The organism is Verrucosispora sp. SN26_14.1 (genome assembly GCF_004307965.1).
GTDB lineage: Bacteria > Actinomycetota > Actinomycetes > Mycobacteriales > Micromonosporaceae > Micromonospora.
Genome location: NZ_SISL01000615.1, coordinates 1 through 2,844, shown reverse-complemented (window position 1 = coordinate 2,844; position 2,844 = coordinate 1). Strand labels below are relative to the sequence as shown.

At 71.9% G+C, this 2,844-nt stretch carries 4 protein-coding genes; 3 read left to right on the top strand and 1 reads right to left on the bottom strand.

The window, feature by feature from the left end:
- Positions 1–65: 65 nt before the first annotated feature.
- Positions 66–218 (bottom strand): hypothetical protein, encoded by a 153-nt coding sequence (locus EYA84_RS33050; RefSeq protein WP_162854397.1) that lies wholly within the window; start codon positions 216–218, stop codon positions 66–68.
- Positions 219–356: 138 nt separating this feature from the next.
- Between EYA84_RS33050 and EYA84_RS29965 the strand changes: the two genes are divergently transcribed.
- The 3 genes from EYA84_RS29965 to EYA84_RS29955 all read left to right on the top strand — a co-directional run.
- The gene (locus EYA84_RS29965) at positions 357–1,211 is read left to right on the top strand and encodes a TIGR00730 family Rossman fold protein (protein WP_131057490.1); all 855 of its coding nucleotides are present in this window, start codon (positions 357–359) and stop codon (positions 1,209–1,211) included.
- Between the two features lies 1 nt (position 1,212).
- A complete protein-coding gene (locus EYA84_RS29960; RefSeq protein WP_131057487.1) occupies positions 1,213–1,758 on the top strand; it encodes a TIGR00730 family Rossman fold protein in 546 nt (181 codons plus the stop codon).
- A gap of 418 nt (positions 1,759–2,176) precedes the next feature.
- On the top strand, positions 2,177–2,844 hold a 668-nt coding region (locus EYA84_RS29955; protein ID WP_153227124.1), incomplete at its 3' end, for a UvrD-helicase domain-containing protein.

Genomic DNA, 2,844 nt, shown 5'->3' with positions numbered 1-2,844 from the left:
GTGCCGCCGCGCCCGCCCGGGTGACCGGCGCGCGGGGCTCAGGCGCAGGGTGTCCAGGCCCCGCGCTACACGCGGGTGAGCGCCGTGTCGGAAGCGGGCTCCGCGGGCGGTTCGGGCGGGTCTTCGAGCAGCCGGGTACGGCGGCGCTCGGCCACCACGTCGCGGATGCGTCGCTGCATCTGACGCCTCATCCGGATCCGTTCGTTGCTGCTGATCACGCTGTCTCCTCCCCCGAAGCCTGCGCGCCGGGCATACCCGGTATGTGAATAGTAAGACGTACGGGAAAGCGAATTGGTTGCACAAGATCACGAAGTGTTTGCCGGGCGCCCCGGCGGAACTCCACTACGGTTGCTCCCATGACTCAGAGCAACCGCCGCGAACCAGGACGGGAGCGGCACCGCGGCGCCGTCACACTGCGCCGCCAGGCGATCACCACCAGCACAGCGGACCAAGGGCTACTGGATTCGCGGACCCGCGCGGACTGGAAGACCAAGGACGCCTGGCGGGCGCTACGGATACTCTCCGAATTCGTCGAAGGCTTCGACACCCTCGCCGACCTGCCGCCCGCCGTCAGCGTCTTCGGTAGCGCCCGGAGCAAGCCGGACAGCCCGGAGTGCCAGCTCGCCGAGGCGCTCGGCGCGGCCCTGGCCCGTGCCGGCTACGCGGTGATCACCGGGGGTGGACCCGGCGTGATGGAGGCGGCCAACCGGGGCGCGAGCGAGGCCGGTGGGCACTCCGTCGGTCTCGGCATCGAACTCCCCTTCGAGCAGGGCATCAACGAGTGGGTCGACCTGGCCATCGACTTCCGCTACTTCTTCGCCCGCAAGACCATGTTCGTCAAGTACGCCCAGGCGTTCGTCGTGCTGCCCGGCGGCTTCGGCACGATGGACGAGCTGTTCGAGGCGCTCACCCTGGTGCAGACCGGCAAGGTGACCCGCTTCCCGGTGGTGCTGATGGGTGCCGAGTACTGGCAGGGGCTGCTCGACTGGCTGCGCGACACGATGGCCGCCGAGGGCAAGATCGGACCGGTCGACCTGGAGTTGATCTGCGTCACCGACGACGTCGCCGCGGCGGTCCGGCACATCGTGGAGGCCGAGGCCGCGCTCAATACCGAGCAGGAGGCGGTACGCGCCGACGCGGTGGCCCGTACCGCAGCGGACCAGCAGGCGGCAGCCGAGTCGGCCGAGCGGGCCGAGCAGGCGGAGCGCTGAGGTGGCGGCGATCTGCGTGTTCTGCGCCTCCTCCCGTACCCTCGACCAACGGTGGCTCGACCTCGCCGAGGCCACCGGCGCGGAACTCGCCCGACGAGGGCACACGCTGGTCAGCGGAGGTGGTCGCGTCGGCATGATGGGCGCGCTGGTCGAGGGGGCCCGCGCGGCCGGCGGCCGGACCGTCGGGATCATCCCGCAGGTGCTGGTCGACCTGGAAGTCGCCGACGTCGCCTCCGACGAACTGCTGATCACCGACTCGATGGCCAACCGCAAGGTCCTCATGGTCGAGAAGTCGGACGCGTTCCTCACCCTGCCCGGTGGCTTGGGCACCCTCGACGAACTCTTCGAGGTCTGGACCACCGCCACCCTGGCCCTGCACCGCAAACCGATGGTGATGGTGGACACCGACGGGTTCTACACCCCGTTGATGGACTGGCTGCGCGCGGTCACCGACCAGAGCTTCCTCAAGCCCGCCGGCTTCGATCTCGTCCAGGTCGCCGACACCGTCCCCACCGCCCTCGACGTCATCGAGGCAGCCCTCACCTAGGCGGCGCCACCCACACCGCGCCTGACCCTTGCCGCCTGCCCCACGCGGCCGCGCTCACCGAGGGGCACCGGGCGGTGGCCCGGTGCCGCACGCCGGTGTGGTGATTCGCGCCGTCTCGGGTCGCGCCGTCTCGGGTTGAGCCGACTCCCGGGGTATACCTGCTCGCCGCCTTTGCTCTGCTTCACCCCGCGCAACAGAAGTTCGTCCGAACCGTTGCGTGGGGTGAAGCAGAGCAAAGGGCGACCAGCGGGGTACCGGTCGGGGTGGTGGCACGCGAACCACCGCACGTCACTGCCGGGGCCGGCGAGGGAGCGGCGACCGGGACCAGCGGACGGGACCGGTGAGGACGGGTGGGCGTCGGGTCGTCGGCGGGTGTGGCGCGTCGGGCAGTGTCGCAGGGCCGTGATGGGATGGCGGGATGCAGGCGTACCGGTTGGTGCGTCGGTCCGGCGGGCCGACCCAGGAGAACGACCCGGCCACCGGGCATTCTCCGGACCTGGCCGGCCCGCCGTCCGCACCCGCACCCGCGTCCGCGCCCGCACCCGCACCCGCGTCCGGCGGGGAGCAGACGTCGGCGGATCCTCGGCAGGCCGAGGTCGTGGCACACACCGACGGGCCGATGCTCGTCCTCGGAGGACCGGGCACCGGGAAGACCCACACGCTCGTCGAGGCGGTGGCCGCCCGGGTCGAGGAGGGGGTCGATCCGGAGCGGGTCCTGGTGCTCACCTTCAGTCGCCGGGGCGCGGTCGACCTGCGGCACCGGATCGAGGCGCGGATCGCCGCGAACGGGCGGCGGGTGGTGCGGGAGCCGCTGGTGCGGACCTTCCCGGCGTACGCCTTCGGGTTGTTGCGGCGGGCCGCCGCCGAGCGGGGTGAGCCGTCGCCACGGCTGCTCACCGGTCCGGAGCAGGATCTGATCATCCGTGAGTTGCTGGACGTGGTGGGGGAGGAGCCCGGCGACGAACCGGGTGGCTGGCCGGAGGAGTTGCGACCGGCACTGCGTACCCGGGCGTTCGCCGCCCAGCTCCGCGACCTGCTGATGCGGGCGGCGGAGCGGGGCGTCGGTCCGGTCGAGCTGGCCCGGCT